The 16,151-nt window shown below is 46.8% G+C and carries 14 protein-coding genes; all 14 read left to right on the top strand.

Annotated elements, in window-relative coordinates; genetic code table 11:
* Nucleotides 1–2 precede the first annotated feature (2 nt).
* The 14 genes from H7R39_RS03715 to dxs all read left to right on the top strand — a co-directional run bounded on the left by H7R39_RS03715 (nt 3) and on the right by dxs (nt 16,026).
* The gene (locus tag H7R39_RS03715) at nt 3–500 is read left to right on the top strand and encodes a chemotaxis protein CheW (protein WP_122863207.1); all 498 of its coding nucleotides are present in this window, start codon (nt 3–5) and stop codon (nt 498–500) included.
* A gap of 8 nt (nt 501–508) precedes the next feature.
* Nucleotides 509–1,132 carry a phosphoserine phosphatase SerB gene (gene serB / locus H7R39_RS03710; RefSeq protein ID WP_185898012.1) on the top strand — a complete coding sequence of 208 codons (624 nt, stop codon included), beginning with the start codon at nt 509–511 and terminating at the stop codon, nt 1,130–1,132.
* Nucleotides 1,133–1,145: 13 nt separating this feature from the next.
* A complete protein-coding gene (locus H7R39_RS03705) occupies nt 1,146–2,141 on the top strand; it encodes a transaldolase (RefSeq protein ID WP_185898011.1) in 996 nt (331 codons plus the stop codon).
* A 13-nt stretch (nt 2,142–2,154) separates the two neighbouring features.
* Complete coding sequence (locus H7R39_RS03700) at nt 2,155–4,530, top strand: type IV pilus twitching motility protein PilT (protein WP_185898010.1); 2,376 nt, start codon at nt 2,155–2,157, stop codon at nt 4,528–4,530.
* Between the two features lie 58 nt (nt 4,531–4,588).
* Nucleotides 4,589–5,125, top strand: coding sequence for a 50S ribosomal protein L25/general stress protein Ctc (locus H7R39_RS03695; RefSeq protein WP_185898009.1), 537 nt, complete (start codon nt 4,589–4,591; stop codon nt 5,123–5,125).
* An 8-nt stretch (nt 5,126–5,133) separates the two neighbouring features.
* On the top strand, nt 5,134–5,694 hold the full coding sequence (gene pth / locus H7R39_RS03690; RefSeq protein WP_185898008.1) for an aminoacyl-tRNA hydrolase: 561 nt from the start codon (nt 5,134–5,136) through the stop codon (nt 5,692–5,694).
* A 406-nt stretch (nt 5,695–6,100) separates the two neighbouring features.
* A complete protein-coding gene (locus tag H7R39_RS03685; RefSeq protein WP_185898007.1) occupies nt 6,101–7,162 on the top strand; it encodes an LptF/LptG family permease in 1,062 nt (353 codons plus the stop codon).
* Nucleotides 7,163–7,217: 55 nt separating this feature from the next.
* On the top strand, nt 7,218–8,459 hold the full coding sequence (gene lysA, locus H7R39_RS03680) for a diaminopimelate decarboxylase (RefSeq protein ID WP_185898006.1): 1,242 nt from the start codon (nt 7,218–7,220) through the stop codon (nt 8,457–8,459).
* 9 nt (nt 8,460–8,468) lie between these two features.
* Entirely contained in the window at nt 8,469–9,545 is a 1,077-nt protein-coding gene (gene pheA, locus H7R39_RS03675) for a prephenate dehydratase (protein WP_185898005.1), read from the top strand.
* 1 nt (nt 9,546) lies between these two features.
* Nucleotides 9,547–10,647 (top strand): histidinol-phosphate transaminase, encoded by a 1,101-nt coding sequence (gene hisC, locus H7R39_RS03670; protein WP_185898004.1) that lies wholly within the window; start codon nt 9,547–9,549, stop codon nt 10,645–10,647.
* A complete protein-coding gene (gene fliF, locus H7R39_RS03665; protein WP_185898003.1) occupies nt 10,648–12,342 on the top strand; it encodes a flagellar basal-body MS-ring/collar protein FliF in 1,695 nt (564 codons plus the stop codon).
* Entirely contained in the window at nt 12,342–13,373 is a 1,032-nt protein-coding gene (gene fliG, locus H7R39_RS03660) for a flagellar motor switch protein FliG (protein WP_002952357.1), read from the top strand. Before fliF ends, fliG begins: the two co-directional genes overlap by 1 nt.
* Entirely contained in the window at nt 13,370–14,185 is an 816-nt protein-coding gene (fliH, locus tag H7R39_RS03655) for a flagellar assembly protein FliH (protein ID WP_185898002.1), read from the top strand. The genes fliG and fliH overlap by 4 nt, the downstream gene beginning before the upstream one ends.
* On the top strand, nt 14,185–16,026 hold the full coding sequence (gene dxs, locus H7R39_RS03650) for a 1-deoxy-D-xylulose-5-phosphate synthase (protein ID WP_185898484.1): 1,842 nt from the start codon (nt 14,185–14,187) through the stop codon (nt 16,024–16,026). The genes fliH and dxs overlap by 1 nt, the downstream gene beginning before the upstream one ends.
* Nucleotides 16,027–16,151: the final 125 nt, after the last annotated feature.

Below are 16,151 nucleotides of genomic sequence, written 5' to 3'. Positions count from 1 at the left end.
ACATGAACGACAAATTAAATCAGGTTCTAAAAAAACAAAAAAGTCAGGTGATGGATCCGAGCGAAAAAGAGCGCGAGGAGATCGTCCAGTTAGTCGGTTTCATCGTGGGCGACGAGGAGTACGCGATACCTATTTTAAATATCCAAGAGATCATTAAGCCGATCGAATACACTCGCGTGCCTAGCGTGCCGGATTATGTTTTAGGCGTGTTTAACCTGCGCGGTAGCGTCATCCCGCTAATCGACTTGAGAAAGAAATTTTCACTAAATGCCGCAAAACCGAGCCCAAGCACGAGGTATATCGTGATGAAAGAGGGCGATAACGTCGCGGGATTTGTGATCGATAGGCTAACGGAAGCTATCAGGATACAGCAAAACAGGATCGATCCGCCGCCTGAAACGCTTTTAAAAGACAAAGGTATGATTTACGGTATCGGAAAAAGAGACAACAATATCCTTACGATTTTAAAAGTCGAAACATTGCTAAAACGCGATTTTTAGGGTCAAATTTGATAAAGCTTTGCGTATTTGATTTTGATTCGACTCTGATGGACGGCGAGACGATAGATTTTCTAGCCGCGGCAAAGGGCGTCGGAGAGGAAGTTAGCGAAATAACGGCAAAGGCGATGGCGGGCGAGCTTGATTTTTTCGAGAGTTTGACGCGCCGCGTATCGCTTTTAAAGGGGCTTGAGCTCGCTAAAGTGGATGAAATTTGCTCAAATTTGCCGCTAATGCCAGGAGCCGCCGAGCTAATCGCGCATCTAAAAAGCAAAGGCATTAAGGTCGTAGTTTTTAGCGGCGGATTTCACTCGGGCACCGATAGAGCGCAAGAGAAGCTCAAATTTGACGCTAGCTTTGCAAACATCCTGCACCACAAAGACGGCATTCTAACCGGACTCGTGGGCGGTGAGATGATGTTTGGCTTTTCAAAGGGCGCGATGCTTGTAAATTTGCAAAAAATGCTCGGTATCTCAAAAGAGCAGACGATGAGCGTGGGCGACGGCGCCAACGACCTGTCTATGTTTGAGCATTCAAATTTGAAAATCGCGTTTTGCGCGAAGCAAATTTTAAGGCAAGCGGCAACTTGTTGCGTGGATAAAAAAGATTTGCGCGAGATCATAAATTTGATATAAAAAGGCGAGAAAAATGTTTAATAACGATATAAATTTTTCACTGTGGTGTGACTTTATCGAGCGCGACTTTTTACAAGACGAGTTTGAAAATTTACTTCAAATAGGCGCTATTAATGGCGTGACCTCAAATCCATCCATCTTTAAGGCCGCGTTTTTGTCGGACTCCTACAAAGACGTCATCGGCCAAATGGGCAAAAAATATCCAAAGGCGCTTTACGAGGCGCTCGCGGTGCAAGATATTAAGATAGCCGCGACCAAGCTTTTGAGGCATTATGCAAACGGCGACGACGGGTTTGTTAGCATCGAGGTCGATCCTAGCTTTTGCGATAACGCCGCAGCTACGGTGGACGAGGGCGCTAGGCTACACGCGGAGATCGGCATGCCAAACGTCATGATCAAAATCCCTGCGACAAAAGCTGGCTTTGAAGCGATGAGCGCTCTAACCGCGCGCGGTATCGCGGTAAATGCTACGCTGATTTTCTCGCCGGAACAAGCTGTAGCGTGTTTGGACGCTTTTGAAGAGGGCGTGAAGGCTTATGAAAAGAAATTTCCGCTAACGCCGCTACCAAAAAGCGTGATTAGCATTTTTGTTAGCAGATTTGATCGCTTGCTAGATGAAAAAATGCGCGAGAACTCGCTACCGACGGGCCAAATCGGCATCATGAACGCGACTAAAATTTACAAAATCATAGAAAATAAAAGCTTGCCGACGACGCGCGCGCTGTTTGCTAGTACGGGCGTAAAGGGCGATGAGCTGGCAAAAGATTATTACGTAAAAGAGCTCATGTATCAAAATGCGGTAAATACGGCTCCGCTTGATACTATCAAAGCCTTTATCGCGGGCAAAAACGAACCAAAAACCGCCGTTAGCGACGATAGTATAGAGAAATTTTTCGGCGTGGTAAAAAGAGCCGACATAGACATGGAGAAGGTTTATAAAGACTTGCTAAACGACGGCTTAAAGCAGTTCGTGACGGCATTTGAAGACATAATGAAAGCACTAAAATAACTAGGAAGCAGCCATGAAGCCTTTAAGATTTACCTCCGTGAACGAAGAGGATGTTAAGGACTACGAGCCTGTCGGTTCTAGCATTAAATTTGATAGCCAGGACGATGCCTTAGAGCGCATTATCAAGCTAAAAGCAAAGGTTTTAAGAAGCGATATAGAACATCATAGAAACAAAAATAAAGAAAACTCGCACGAGGACGAGCAAGAGGTAGTGCCGCTAAAAGCCGACGACGCCGTGCGCGAAGAGGTTGCGCTGCAACCGAAGCCTAAATTTGAAGAGATCGGCGGGTTTGATGATTTGCCAAAGCTAAAGCCAATTGACGACGAGCCTGCAAAAGAAGAGGAGCAAGAAGAGTCGGTTAAGATCGATAAATTTGACGCATTTAGCGAGCCTACCGAGCTAGAATCAAAAAGGCAAGAGCTAAACGAAAATTTGCAAGCTATCAATGAGGCTCTAAATGAAATAGACGCGCTAGACGAGATACCTGAGCAAATAGATGAAATCGACGAAGAAGCTATTTTTGTGGCATGGAAAGAGCCGCAAATAAAAAAAGATGCGCAAGAAATAAGCGAATTTGACGAAGACGGCGAAAAATCGGACCTTTCTTGTTTCGAGCCCGTGCAAGAAACGGTAGCAAAGGAACAGATCCCTAACGAAAAGGATCAGCTTTTGGACTTTTTAAGGGATGAATTTAGCTCGGTAGAGCTTGAAGAAGACGAGCCTGATACCGGCTATAAATTTGACGCAATCCAAAGCGATCAGGATAAATTTGATACTGAGGACGACGAGGACTTTCAGAGTAAATTCGACTCTATCAAAAATGAATTCGATATCGATAAAAACGAGATAAATTCCGAACAAGCACAGTCAAATTTAAGCGCTGACTTTTGGGACGTGCCGCAAAGCAAAGAGCTAGAAGATAAAGATTTTCTAAAGATCGACGAGCATGCTGACTTAAGCAAGCCCGAGGAGCAAATTTTAGAGCTGAATTTAACGCAAACGCAAGAAGAAACAAGCAAAGGAGTAGAGCAGGTGCAAACTATAAACGATACGCAAGAAAACCGAACAAATACGGCAAAAGAGCCGGAAGTAAGACCCGTTAGGCGTAGAGATAGGGCCGCGCTTTTAGCCGAGCTTGGACTAACGATGGAAGAAGAAGCCTTTGGGATGTCTATTAGGCCGCCGATGCCGCAAGATGACGACGAGAGCGAAAAAAGAGCCGCTATGAAGGCGGTTTTGGACGGATATCTGATGAAGCTTATCGAGCTTGGCGGCAGCGACTTGCACGTGAAGTCGGACAGGGTGGTTCGCGGTAGATTTAACGGCGAGATGGTCGTTATGAGCGATACGGTTTTGGATTACGACCGCTCGATACTTATTGCCAAGGAAATTTTAGGAGCGAATTATTATAGCCTAATGAAAAGAAAGAGCGTTGACTTTACCTATAGGCTAAACGACGACTATCGTTTCCGCTCGAACGTCTTTTTGCAGATGGACGGCGTATCTTTCGTATTCAGAACGATTCCGACGAAAATTCCTACGATGTCTGAGCTTTTGTTGCCGCCGGTTATAGAAAAGCTTTGCGATAAAGTAAACAGAGGCATCATTCTAGTAACCGGGCCGACCGGTAGCGGTAAAACGACGACGCTAGCTAGTATGATAAACTACCTAAATCACACTAAAAACTATCACATCGTTACTATAGAGGATCCGATTGAATTTATTTACAGCGACGACAAAAGCGTAATAAATCAGCGCGGTATCGGCCAAGACGTCGATAGTTTCGCCGACGCGCTAAGGGCATCTTTGCGCGAAGACCCGGATGTTATATTTGTAGGCGAGATGAGAGACCTAGAGACTGTTAGAACCGCGATAAACGCTGCAGAAACCGGTCACTTGGTACTTGCTACGCTTCACACGCTTGATGCTAAAGAAACTATCGGCCGCGTCATAAATATGTTCCCCAAAGAAGAGCAAAACCGAGTCAGAATGACCTTTGCTTCGGTTGCGGAGGCTATCATATCTCAGCGCCTAGTCGTAACTACGGGAAATAAACGACGCGTCGCTTGCGAAATAATGATAAAAAACATAAGAATAAGAGATATGATCCTAGAGGATAGAGATAGCGAAATTTACGACGCAATAGAACAGAGCAGAAACACCTATCAGATGCAGACTTTTGAGCAGCATTTGCTTGATATGTATACTTCGGGAATCATTACGAAAGAAGAGGCTCTAAAAAGCGCTGGTAGAAGAGAAAACCTCGATATCAAAATCAAATCCGCCGACCTTGCCAAAAAACGAGCGATGGTCGCTTCTATCGAGGAAGACGCTGCGCTTTTAAGAGAATTTCAAAGCGACGTTATCGCGCTTAAAGATATCAAGTAAGGCGAAATTTATATAAATTTGGGTATTATCGGCTTCTATTTTTTAAGAAAGGAAAACGATGTTAGAAGGTATCGTTAGAGAGAGTATCGGTAAAAAGGCGTCAAAAGCCTTGAGAAGAGATGGTTATCTAATCGCCAACATTTACGGCAAGGGATTAGAGAATGTGCAAGCCGCTTTTAAAATCAACGATTTTATAAAAGAGGTTCGCAAAAAAGAGAGCCTTGCGTTTGACGTAAAAGTAGGCGGAAAAACCTTAAAAGTCGTAGTAGTCGAATATCAAAAAGACCCTGTGACAAACGCGCTAAAACACGTTGATTTAAAGGTTGCGCTTCCAGGCGTCATCTCAAAATATATGATCCCGGTTAAACCTTACGGAACTCCGGTCGGTCTAAAAAATAAAGGCGTTTTGATCATCTCAAAAAGGCGCTTAGCCGTAAAATGCACGGCTGAAAATTTGCCTAATTCATTCGACATAGACGTTAGCGGTCTTGATATAGACGACACCGTCCTGGTGCGCGATATAACCGTTCCTGCGGGCGTCACTATGATCGATGCTGACCGCGTAGCGGTTCTAGGCGTAATAAAAGCTAAATAAGGCTAGCCTTGATACTCATAGTCGGACTGGGGAACCCCGGTCCCGAGTACTCCAAAACAAGACACAATGTCGGCTTTATGCTGATAGATAGACTCAAAAATTCAAATTTCACCGACGTAAGCTCAGCTAAATTTCAAGGCGAGCTGTTTAAATTTCAAAATTTACTTTTTCTAAAACCGACGACCTTTATGAATTTAAGCGGACGAAGCGTAAAAGCCGTTGCTGATTTTTACAAGCCCGAGCGCATTATTGTTATTCATGACGACCTTGATCTAAATTTCGGCGTCGTTAAATTTAAAAAAGGCGGCGGAAACGGCGGACATAACGGGCTAAAATCAATCGATGCCTTAATGGGCCCAGACTACGAGCGCGTACGTATCGGTATCGGCAGAAGCGCGCACAAAGGCGAAAGCGCGGTAGCCGGCCATGTGCTTGGCGAATTTAACGCAGATGAAAAAGAGGGATTGGAAAAAATTTTGGGTTACTGCGAAAACGCGCTAAACGAGCTAATAAAAACCGATATCGATACCGTTTCGCAAAAATTCTCGACAAAAAAAGGCATTTTGTGAGAGGGGTAAATTTGGCATTCGCGACTTTTGCGTTTTCTCAAATTTTGCGGCTTTTTAAAGCGCTCAAAAATCGGTTAAATTTAGAGCCCAAATTTAAAATCTTGCTCCTAATTTTCCTTACCGCAAATTTTATAAGTTTGCTTCAAAACTTTATCCGCAAATTTATAAAATTTACGAAAAAAATACTCAGACAAAAACTTGAATTTGGATTTTTTAAGAGCGTAAAACAAGTCTATTTCCAGTCTAGCCAAAAAGCGGTAAATTTGAGCGTCATTACGGCGGCAAAGGATGCATATTTGCAGCATAGTTCAAATAGTAAATTTGCACGGCAAGTTTGCGGTATTTTTGGTAACGCCGCTTTCGTCCGCCTCTCACCTTGCGCAAAATTTGATTTAAGAGAGCTCAGATGAACCTTTATGCGCGTTACGTCGGCTGGCTTTATTTTAAATATTTCGTGATTATATTCGTCGCGCTCACGCTTTTTTACGTCGGCATCGACATCCTAACCAACCTAAAAGATATGCCTGCAAGCGCAAACCTAAAGCTGCTTTACTTCGGCCTTACCTCGCTCGCGGCGGTAAACTACGTTCTACCTCTCGCGCTCATTTTTGCGCTTATAACTAGCAAATTTAGCATGATCCGCAGTAACGAGCTCGTGAGTTTTTACGCGCTTGGTATAGATAAAAATCGCCTGATAAAACCGCCTTTTTATATCGCGCTTGCCATCACGTTTATCTACGTCGGGCTAAATTTCACGCCATTTGCCTACGCTTACGAGTACGGACGAAATATCGTGAAGCTCTCAAATTTATCGCGCACGAGCTCGGATATTTTCTTAAAATTCGAGGGTAAATTTGTCTACATGGATAGCCTAAATCCTATTAGTGGCGAGGCTAAAGACGTGCGGATATTTGACATAGACAGCAGCAACTTGCGTAGCGCTACCTTTGGCGAAAACGGGAGGTTTGTGGATGATGCGTGGCTTTTAAAAAACGCTAAAATCGTAAATTTGCCGCAAAATATCAAGCTTGGCGAAAAGGGACTCGATATCAAAACGCCAAGCGAGCTAAAAACTCTTGAAAATTTTAAACCAAAGACGATAGAAAGCGCGTCGGCGGAGAGCTCGGCGATCACGATCCCGGATGCCGTGGATTATATTTTGGCGTTTAAGGATGAGGGTATCGGGCTAAATTCGACCAAAACCACGCTCTATAACCTCGCTTTTGCGCCTTTTTTTGCGCCTTTTATGGTGCTTATCATTTACTATTTTTTGCCGGTTACGGGACGTTTTTTTAACCTCGCCTTAAAAAGCTTTATCTTCACGATCGCCTCGCTTTGCGTCTGGGGCGCGCTTTTTGTGATGATGAGGTTTGCTAGAAACGGCGTCGTATCACCCGAGATCGGCGTGCTTTTGCCGATAATTTTACTCGGCGCCTACGCTTTTTATCTGCGTTTTGGGAGTCGTTAAGAGAGATTTAGGCAAAATTTCTGTAAAATCTAACTATTTTTAAACAAGGTCGGTTATGGATTTTACGAATTTAGCGCAAAAATACGGCACCCCTCTTTACGTTTACGATTTTGACTACATGGCGCACCGCTACGAAGCGCTAAAAAACTCGTTTCACGCCAGAAAATCTCTCGTATGCTACGCCGTTAAGGCAAACTCAAATTTAAGCGTTTTGAAATTTTTAGCCGGACTCGGGGCCGGATTTGACTGCGTGAGCGTAGGCGAAGTTAAGCGCGCGCTGCTAGCGGGAGCTAAAAGCTATCAGATCATCCTAAGCGGCGTAGGTAAGCGCGACGACGAGCTCAAATTTGCGCTGGGAAATGAAATCTTGATGATAAATTTAGAAAGCGAAGGCGAGATGAACCGCCTAGAAACGATCGCAAAGCAGCTCGGAAAGTCCGCTCGTATTAGCATCCGCGTAAATCCAGACATCGACGCTAAAACTCATCCATACATTTCGACCGGACTAAACGAAAATAAATTCGGCGTAGATCTGCAAACGGCCAAAAAAATGTATCTACACGCTAAAAACTCTCCGCATCTCGAGCCTGTGGGCATCCACAGCCACATCGGCTCGCAGATAACCGACATCAAGCCCGTTATCGAAGCGGCAAAGATAGTGGCAAATTTGACTCGCGAGCTAAAAGCCGCGCAAATCGACATCAAATTTTTTGACGTCGGCGGCGGCATAGGTATCGTTTACTGCGACGAGAGCGAGCCTGATCTATACGAATACGCGCAGGGCATTTTGGCAAATTTAAGCGGCCTGGACGTCACGGTAGTTTGCGAGCCGGGACGCTTTATCGTCGGCAACGCGGGATATTTTCTAACTAGTGTGCTTTATGAGAAATTTAACAAAGAAAAGCGCTTTGTCGTCGTGGACGGCGCGATGAACGACCTCATACGCCCGAGCCTTTATCAAGCTAGGCATAAAATTTTCGCACTTAGCGGCGGCAATACTCTTTGCGAGTGTAAGATTGAGCAGCTTCGCGAGCTCAAATTTAGCCCTTGCGACGTGGTCGGGCCGATCTGCGAGAGCGGAGATTTCCTCGCAAAAGACCGAAATTTACCGCCTCTAAACCCAGGCGATCTCGTCGTCATCAAATCAGCCGGCGCATACGGCTTTGCTATGAGCAGCAACTACAACACTCGCGGGCGCGCCGCGGAGGTTGCGGTAAAAGGCGGCGAGGACTTTTTGATTAGGCGCCGCGAGAGCTTTGAGGATGTAGTGGCACTGGAGCGCGAATTTCTAGGCTAGGGAGCGAAAATGCAAAACATAAACGACCTTAGAAACGAGATAGATAAGATCGACGACGAGGTGCTAAAGCGCCTAAACGAACGCATGAATTTCGTGCGAAAGATCGGCGAGCTAAAGCAAACCAGCGGCAGCGCGATCTACCGCCCCGAGCGCGAAAGAGCGATCCTAAACCGCCTTGAGGGGCAAGACTCCGCGTTTTTAAACAAGGCCGCGATCGAGGCGATCTATCTTGAGATTTTCGCCGTCAGTAGAAACCTCGAGATGCCCGAAAAAGTCGCCTATCTGGGGCCTGAAGGCACCTACACGCACCAAGCCGCCGAGAGCCGTTTTGGCGCGATGAGCGCGTATCTGCCGCTAGCTAGCATCGAGGCGGTTTTTACGAAACTAAAGCACAAAGAGGCCAAATACGGCGTCGTGCCGATAGAAAATAACACCGAAGGCGCGGTAGGCGCGACGCTAGACTGCCTTGGACGGTTTGATAGCGTCAAGGTCGTAGCCGAAATTTACATGGATATCCACCATATTTTTGCGAGCAAATGCGAAAATTTAAAAGACATTAAGCGCATCTACTCGCACCCGCAAGGCTACAATCAGTGCCGCAAATTTTTAGACGATCATATGCTTTCATCAGTCGAGTTTATCCCGGCAAAATCAACCGCGCAGGCTGCGCAGCTAGCTAGCAGCGAGCCAAACTCCGCAGCCATCTGCTCCAAGATCGCCGCCAAGCTTTACGGCGTGCCGATCTTGTTTGAGACTATCGAGGACAACGCCGCAAACCGCACGAGATTTTTTATATTAAGCGATTTTAAAAACGAGCGCGCGCAAAGAAATAAAACCTCAATCTTAGCAAAGACCGAGCATCGTCCGGGCGGGCTAGTGGAGCTGCTACTAGCCTTTAGAGACGAGGGTATAAACATAACCAAACTAGAGAGCCGCCCGATAAAACAGCGCGAATTTAAGGCGAATTTTTATATAGATTTCGAGGGGCACATCGACGACGACAACGTCCAAAAAGCGATACAAAAAGCGATAAGCTACGGCCACGAGATCGCGTGGCTGGGAAGCTACGTCGCGTGGGAGGAGTGAGATGAAATTTAACGAAAATTTGGCAAATTTAGTAAGCTACGAAGCGGGCAAACCTATCGAGCTAGTCGTGCGCGAATACGGCATCGACGCAAAAGACGTCATCAAGCTAGCCAGCAACGAAAATCCATACGGTACGAGCCCTGCGGTAGTAAAAGCAGTCGGCGAGATAGTAAATAAAATGCATCTCTACCCCGATGATAGTTACTTCGAGTTAAAGGCTGCGCTAGCGAGTAAATTCGGTGTTAGCGAAAAATCTATCGTAATAGGCTCGGGAAGCGATCAGATAATAGAATTTGCCGTGCACGCAAAGGCGAACGCAAAGAGGGGAATTTTAACCGCGGGCATAACATTTGCTATGTATGAAATTTACGCTAAAGCAGCGGGTGCAAAGGCCTTTAAAACAAAGAGTAAAGAGCATGATCTAGGCGAGTTTTTGCAAATTTACAAGGCTAAAAAAGACGAGATCGGCGTGATATTTTTGTGTGTACCGAATAATCCGCTAGGGGGCTGCCTAGACGCCGAGGAAATTTATAAATTTCTAGAGCAGATTGACGCCGATACGCTCGTGGTTATCGACGGTGCGTATCAGGAGTTTGCTAAATTTAAAGATGCGAAAAAAGAGATAAAGCCGAAGGGGCTCATAGCTAAATTTCCAAACGCGATATATCTGGGCACGTTTTCTAAGGCTTACGGTCTTGGCGGTATGCGCGTAGGATACGGCATCGGCGAAGAAAGCGTGATGAGCGAGCTGGGCAAACTAAGAGCACCTTTTAATATAACGACGCTTAGCTTAAAAGCGGCTATCGAGGCGCTAAAAGACGAAGAGTTCGTAAAAATGACGCTTGAAACAAATTTTAAAGAGATGAAAAAGTATGAAAAATTTGCCGAGCTTCATGGTATAAAGCATTTGCCGAGCTTTACGAATTTTATCGTTTTTGAGTTTGAGCGTCAAAACGCGAGCGAGCTTGCTCAAAATCTATTAAAAAAAGGTATAATTTTACGTGATCTAAAAGGTTACGGATTAAACGCGGTTCGCATAACGATCGGACTGCCTAGTCAAAACGACGTAGTTTTAAAACAAATCGAGGAAAATTTAAAATAAATGGATTTTAAAACCGCAGTTCAGCAAATCGGCCAGGTCTATCACAATCTCTCGTTAAGGCAGCGCCTAGTCGCCGCGGGCTCGATCATACTCGTGGTCGGTTTTTTGGTGTTTTTGAGCATTTACAAAAGCTCAAACGAAAACTACGACGGTTATAGCGTACTATTTGAAAACACCTCAGCCGCGGACTCTGCGTTAATTATTCAGCAGCTTGAAAAAGATAAGGTAAAGTATAAAATTGTAAACGAGGGCACGATTTTGGTGCCAAACTCGGACGTTTACCGTGAGAGGATTTCAATCGCATCGCTTGGGATTTTAAAGGACGGTAAGGTTGGATTTGAGATTTTCGATAAGCAAGAATTTGGCGCGACGGATGCCGAGCAAAAGGTTAAATTTCAGCGTGCTTTAGAGGGTGAGCTAGCCCGCACGATCGAAAGCCTGGCGCCGATAAACAAAGCCATCGTGCGTATCGCGATACCCAAAGAAACTCTTTTTACCGAGAGAGCTACGCCTCCAAGCGCCTCTATCGTGTTAAATTTGAAAGACGGGCAGAGTTTAAATTTAAAACAAATCACGGGCATTAAAAATTTAGTCGCGGCCGCGGTGGCAAATTTAAAACCCGAGCAGGTAAAAATCGTGAGCCAAGACGGGGTGCCGCTTGGCGAGGAGGACGGCGAATACGATAGCGATCAGATCACGCAACAAATCCGCTATAAACGCGACGCCGAGCACAATCTCGAAGAAAAGATCATAAACGTCCTATCGCCTATCGTGGGCGGCTCGGATAAGGTCGTAGCCAAAGTCACCATAGATTTCGACTTTGCTAGAAAAGATAGCCAAAGCGAGACCTTTGATCCAAATTCCGTAGCTAGAAGCGAGCAAAATGTCGAAGAAAAGCGTCAAGGCAGTAAAGAAGCCGAAGTGCAAGGCGTGCCCGGAGCTGTTAGCAATATCGGTCCGGTCGAAGGCTTGCAAGACGGTAAAATGAAAGAGCTATACTCAAAAAGCTCATCCACGACAAACTATGAAATCTCAAAAAAAGTCGAGCGCGTCAAGGATCAGTTTGCTAAGATAAACCGCCTAAGCGCCGCTGTCGTGGTGGACGGAAAGTACGAAAATAAAAAAGACGAAAACGGAAATCCGACCAAAGAGGTAGCCTACGTGCCGCTTGATAAAGAGCAGCTGGCGCGCATCGACGCTCTCATCCGTCAGTCTATCGGCTTTGATCAAAACAGAGGCGACGAGGTTACGGTTAGCAACTTTGAGTTCCAGCGTCAAGACGGACAGACGCCTGCGGGCAAGGTTCAGTCCTTTTTCGATCTTTACGTAGTGCCGTTTTTACCGATCCTAAAGTATATTTTCGCCGCGATTTTGCTTTATATATTCTACAAAAAAGTCATCGTGCCGTTTATGGCTAAGATGCTTGAGGAGATCAAAGAGGAAGAGCCCGAGATACCTGATAACGACATTCAGCTTGACGACAGCGAAGATACGCTGGAGAAATTTCAAGCCGCTAGGAAAAAGGTCGAGGAGCAGCTGGGTATCGGCGATAACTTTAACGAGGACGATCTACGCTACGACGTATTGCTAGAGAAGATGAAACTAATCGTGCAAGAGCGAAGCGAGGAGATCGCCGTCTTGCTACAAGACCTAGTCAAAAACGACTCGGATTTTAGCAACCGTAAGGACTTTTAATGGCAACAAAGCTAAACGAACAGCAAAAGATGGTGTATGACGATCTTTCTATGCCCGAAAAGATCGCTATTTTGCTTATTCAGCTGGGCGAGGACGTCACGACTCTACTCTTTTCTCATATGGAAGTTGACGTCATAACCGAAATTTCGCGCTACATAGCTACCGCAAAAAGTATGGATAAAAACGTGGCAGCCGCTGTTTTAGAAGAATTTTACGCTCTCATGCAGTCAAATCAATACATGAGAAGCGGCGGCTTAGAGTACGCGAAAGAAATTTTATACCGCACCTTCGGTCCTGAAACCGCGCAAAAGATCCTCGATAAGCTCGCAAAAAGTATGGAAAACTCAAAAAGCTTCGGCTATCTTACTAAGGTCAAGCCTCAGCAGCTTGCGGACTTTATCATGACCGAGCACCCTCAGACTATCGCGCTTATTTTGGCGCATATGGATTCAACCAGCGCAGCCGAGACGCTTTCGTTTTTTAACGACGAGCTTAGAAGCGAGGTCGTCGTTAGGATGGCAAATTTAGGCGATATCAGCCCGTCCATCATCAAGCGCGTTTCAACCGTGCTTGAGGGCAAGCTAGAGAGCCTCACGTCCTACAAGGTCGAAGTCGGCGGACCAAGAGCCGTGGCAGAGGTGTTAAACCGCCTCGGTCAAAAGGCGTCCAAAGCAACGATCGAATACATCGAAGATATCGACGACAAACTCGCTACGACGATCAAAGAGCTTATGTTTACGTTTGAGGATATCAACACTCTCAACCAAGCCGCTATCCGCGAGATACTTAAGAACGTCGATAAAAAAGACCTCATGGTCGCGCTAAAAGGCAGTGGAGACGCGCTTAAAGAGAAATTCCTCTCAAGTATGTCTCAGCGCGCCAGCGAAGCATTTAAAGAGGAGATGCAGTTTTTGGGCGCGGTGCGCGTAAAAGATGTCGAAGAGGCGCAGCGCCGCATCGTAGAACAGGTCCAAGCCCTAGCCGAGGGCGGGGCATTCCAAATAGGCGAAGCCGATGAGATGATAGAATGAAAAGCAGCGTAATAACAAATGAGCGCTCAAAAGAGCACTTCGTAGAAAACTATCGATTTAAAATTTTAGGCCAGGAAAAAAGAAGCGAGGATGCGCACGTAGCTCACGAGAGCGAAACTCGGCGCGCGTCAGAACATCAACACGAGCGAGCTTTAAGCGGCGAGCAAGATGGCTTAAATTTAAGCGAAGAAAAAGAGCAAGGCGCGCATTTTAAGCCCGAGCCAAGCTTTATCGAGGAGCTACTAAAGCGCACCGACGAGATGAGCGGCAGTATGATAAAGCTGCAAATGCAAATCGAACATCAAGAAAGCGAATTCGCCAAGCGTTTAGAGAGCGAAGTCCAGCGCGCCAAAGAGGACGGCATAAAACAGGGTAGAGACGATGCGGCGGCTAAATTCGACGAGGAGCTAAAAGCGCTTGAGAGCAGGTATCTGGGATCTATAAATAAGCTAGAAGAGCAGGCGGCTAAATTTGAAAGCCTCATCGCATCTAGCGAAGCGCAGCTGCCTACCACCGCAGTCGAGGTCGCAAAAGAGGTCGTGAAAAAAGAGATTTCGCTAAATTCGGCAAACATCGCCGCGGCTATCTGCAAAGAGCTTTTTAGCGAGATAAGAGACGCTAAAGAGGTGCAGGTTAAAGTAAATCCGAAAGATTACGAGTTTATCAAAGAAAATTTCTCCGGACAAAACGTCAAAATCTCCGCCGACGAGGCTATCAGCGCGGGCGGAGCGATCGTGCTCAGCGATGCGGGCAACCTCGAGGGCACGATCGAAGCTAGACTAGAAAAAATCAAAAAGATAATAGGACAATGATAGACGTAAAATCTATGAACGTGCAGGAGCTCGAGGCGCTTTGCGGGAAGCTCCGGGATAAAATTTTACAAACCGTCAGCGCAAACGGCGGGCATCTGAGCTCAAACATCGGCGCAGTCGAGCTTATCGTCGCGATGCACTATGTTTTTGATGCTGCAAAAGATCCGTTTATATTTGATGTTAGCCACCAAAGCTACGCGCACAAGCTAATCACCGGACGCTGGGATAATTTTGATACGCTTAGAAAATTCGGCGGTATCAGCGGCTACACCAAGCCTTCCGAGAGCAAATACGACTACTTTATCGCGGGGCACAGCTCTACCTCTATCTCGCTAGCAGTGGGCGCGTCAAAGGCGATCAAGCTAAAGGGCGAGGATCGCATCCCCGTGGCCTTTATCGGCGACGGCTCGATGAGCGCGGGCATCGCATACGAGGCGCTAAATGAACTGGGCGATATCAAAAACCCTTGCGTAGTCGTTCTAAACGACAATGAAATGAGCATCAGCAAGCCCATCGGCGCCTTTAGCAACTACCTCTCGCAGATGATGGCCGGGCCGCTGTATCAGAAGTTTAAAAGCCGCGTAGAGAAATTTTTGAGCTATATGCCCGACGGCGCCGCATACATGGCGCGTAGGATGGAGGAGGGCATCAGGATATTTACGCCCGGGATGTTTTTCGAGGAGCTAGGACTCGAGTATATTGGCCCCGTAAACGGCCACGACGTGGGGGCGCTCATCGAGGCTTTTAGCGTCGCAAAAGGTATGAAAAAGCCCGTCGTCGTGCACGCGCAGACGCTAAAAGGCAAAGGCTACGAAAAGGCCGAGGGGCATCTGGCCAGCTGGCACGGCGTGAGTCCGTTTGATTTGCAAAGCGGCGAAGCCATCAAAAAATCAGCCGCCAAATCGGCCACCGCGCTCTTTGCGGAAAATTTGACCGAGCTAGCTAGCGAGCATAAAAATATCGTCGGAGTGACCGCCGCGATGCCTACGGGCACGGGCATAGACGCTTTGATGGAGAGGTTTCCGGATAGATTTTGGGACGTCGCGATCGCTGAGCAGCACGCCGTCGCCTCTATGGCCGCGATGGCCAAGGAGGGCTTTAAGCCGTTTATCGCGATTTATTCGACCTTTTTGCAGCGGGCGTTTGACCAGGTCGTGCACGACTGCGCGATCATGAACCTAAACGTCGTCTTTGCGATGGACCGCGCGGGTATCGTCGGCGAGGACGGCGAGACGCATCAGGGCGCGTTTGACGTGAGCTATCTAAATTTGATCCCGAATTTGACGATTTTCGCGCCTCGCTGTGCCGATAGTTTTAGGCTTACGATGCGCTACGCTTACGCTCACGAGGGGCCTTGCGCTTTTCGCTATCCGCGCGGAGCTTTTGCGCTGGCGCAGGGCGAATTTGAGGCGCGAGAGCTAAAGCTCGGAAAGGGCGAAATCTTGGTCGAGGGCGGCGGTAAAGCGGCCTTTATCGCTTATGGCAACGCCGTTGGCAAAGCAAACGCCGCGCGCAAAATTTTACTAGAAAAAACGAACGGCAAATTTGACCCGAGCCTCGTTGATCTAGTGTTTGTTAAGCCGCTTGACGGCGAACTTTTGCAAGAGCTCGCGCGCAAGCATAAAATTTGGTACGTCTTTTCCGATACCGCAAAAAAAGGCGGCGTAGGCGAGATTTTGGCCGCGTTTTTGCAGGATCGGCGCATTTTTGACGTGCGCATCGTTAGCTTTGAGTTTGACGACGCGTTTATCCCGCACGGCGCTACGGCTGATGTCGAGAAGGCTCTTGGTATCGATGCGGCAAGCGTTTGCGAGAAAATTTTAGCCGAAACGGCGGATTAAATTTGAGCTGAAGCGTTCTTGTGCGTTTTGGCGAGCGTATTTTGGCGGAAAAGGCGAACAATTTGAGCGAAACAAACCTTTTTATACTTTCTCGCCGCTCTTACTTTGATTTACCGTGTCTTAAA

Origin of the sequence: Campylobacter massiliensis, assembly GCF_014253065.1 — a bacterium.
Taxonomy (GTDB): Bacteria; Campylobacterota; Campylobacteria; order Campylobacterales; family Campylobacteraceae; genus Campylobacter_A; species Campylobacter_A massiliensis.
Note: the sequence above shows the minus strand (reverse complement) of the source record. Positions and strands in the feature narration are given on the sequence as shown.

Excerpts from the sequence above, each read along its gene's own strand:
- fliF (WP_185898003.1), top strand. The coding sequence starts at position 10,648 with ATGGATTTTAAAACCGCAGTTCAGCAAATCGGCCAGGTCTATCACAAT.
- pheA (WP_185898005.1), top strand. The coding sequence starts at position 8,469 with ATGCAAAACATAAACGACCTTAGAAACGAGATAGATAAGATCGACGAC.
- H7R39_RS03685 (WP_185898007.1), top strand. The coding sequence starts at position 6,101 with ATGAACCTTTATGCGCGTTACGTCGGCTGGCTTTATTTTAAATATTTC.
- hisC (WP_185898004.1), top strand. The coding sequence starts at position 9,547 with ATGAAATTTAACGAAAATTTGGCAAATTTAGTAAGCTACGAAGCGGGC.
- H7R39_RS03700 (WP_185898010.1), top strand. The coding sequence starts at position 2,155 with ATGAAGCCTTTAAGATTTACCTCCGTGAACGAAGAGGATGTTAAGGAC.
- fliH (WP_185898002.1), top strand. The coding sequence starts at position 13,370 with ATGAAAAGCAGCGTAATAACAAATGAGCGCTCAAAAGAGCACTTCGTA.
- H7R39_RS03715 (WP_122863207.1), top strand. The coding sequence starts at position 3 with ATGAACGACAAATTAAATCAGGTTCTAAAAAAACAAAAAAGTCAGGTG.
- H7R39_RS03705 (WP_185898011.1), top strand. The coding sequence starts at position 1,146 with ATGTTTAATAACGATATAAATTTTTCACTGTGGTGTGACTTTATCGAG.
- H7R39_RS03695 (WP_185898009.1), top strand. The coding sequence starts at position 4,589 with ATGTTAGAAGGTATCGTTAGAGAGAGTATCGGTAAAAAGGCGTCAAAA.
- fliG (WP_002952357.1), top strand. The coding sequence starts at position 12,342 with ATGGCAACAAAGCTAAACGAACAGCAAAAGATGGTGTATGACGATCTT.
- lysA (WP_185898006.1), top strand. The coding sequence starts at position 7,218 with ATGGATTTTACGAATTTAGCGCAAAAATACGGCACCCCTCTTTACGTT.